The sequence below is a fragment of the Shewanella sp. 10N.286.54.B9 genome (assembly GCF_041468565.1).
In the GTDB taxonomy this organism is placed as follows: domain Bacteria; phylum Pseudomonadota; class Gammaproteobacteria; order Enterobacterales; family Shewanellaceae; genus Shewanella.
On sequence record NZ_JBFRIY010000098.1, the window covers coordinates 1 to 1,013 of the forward strand.

Sequence of the window (1,013 nt, forward strand, 5' to 3'; positions counted from 1 at the left end):
GTTTCGTAACTAGGTTTTGCGCCAAAATGAGTTTACGCCAGCAATTAGTCCAATACAGCACTAACCTCTTTGCAATATTTTTTCTCATCAGTCGGAAAGGAATGGGTTTCGTCAGCGAGAACCTTTTAGTTAGCCAATGTTTGTACTTTTATACAGTAGTATCGGTTTTGTACGGCTAACCTCCAAATTTTGCGCAATCAGTTCACGGTTTGCTATTGAGTGAAAATAAAAAGAGGTGTAAATTCAGTAAGATGAAAGTGTGCGCTCTTGAAGTATTGAGATAACCGGAAAGCAAAGTGTGCAACTCACTTTTGTCAGAAAGAGTATTGGGTACAATCCTTCACTTTTATTAGTAATTGGTTGCTTTAAAAGGGTTTTTAAGGTTGCATTCAGTGCGCGCTTTCTCAGAATGGTTTGGCAAAACGCGCAAGGCGTATATTAAAATGTTACGTTTCAATCGAGGTTGAGAGTGAAATTCATCTTTTTAATTCTTAGTGCATTATCGCTCTTTGCAAATGCAGATTCTTGCTTTGTAACTGATGCTGTAGAACTAAAGTACAACGAACTACACGGCAATAAAGTCACCATAGAAACATCTTTAAATAGCTCTGATTATTCCGTAACTATCAATCTTCCAGATAGTATTGAAAATCAATATTTAAATTCGGTTTGGCTGGTTGCTGATAGTCTTGAAAAGCCAACATTCACAGCACCTTTGAAAGTGTTTCATGAAGGTGAGCAGCTGGTAGCTTGGTACAACATCGATGCAGGGCTAGTCCGAAAGCATTTTGTTGTGGTTGGCTTTGGTGAAAGCTGTACTCCAAATATAATAAAAGAAGTTTTTTACCAATGAAACATAACACATATGAGCCTCCTGCCGGTCAATAGGCGAGCCTAACTTATTTGGCTGCTTTTGCAGTCAAATTAAAACCAATCAACAAATTCATCTACTTTGGATATGTGGGGTCAGTGTAAACTTTGGATATGTGGGGTCAGTGTCTGACGGATCCCCA

At 38.5% G+C, this 1,013-nt stretch carries 1 protein-coding gene; it reads left to right on the forward strand.

Annotated elements, in window-relative coordinates; genetic code table 11:
• Window positions 1-469: 469 nt before the first annotated feature.
• Complete coding sequence (locus AB4135_RS21840; protein ID WP_371995525.1) at window positions 470-853, forward strand: hypothetical protein; 384 nt, start codon at window positions 470-472, stop codon at window positions 851-853.
• Window positions 854-1,013 lie beyond the last annotated feature (160 nt).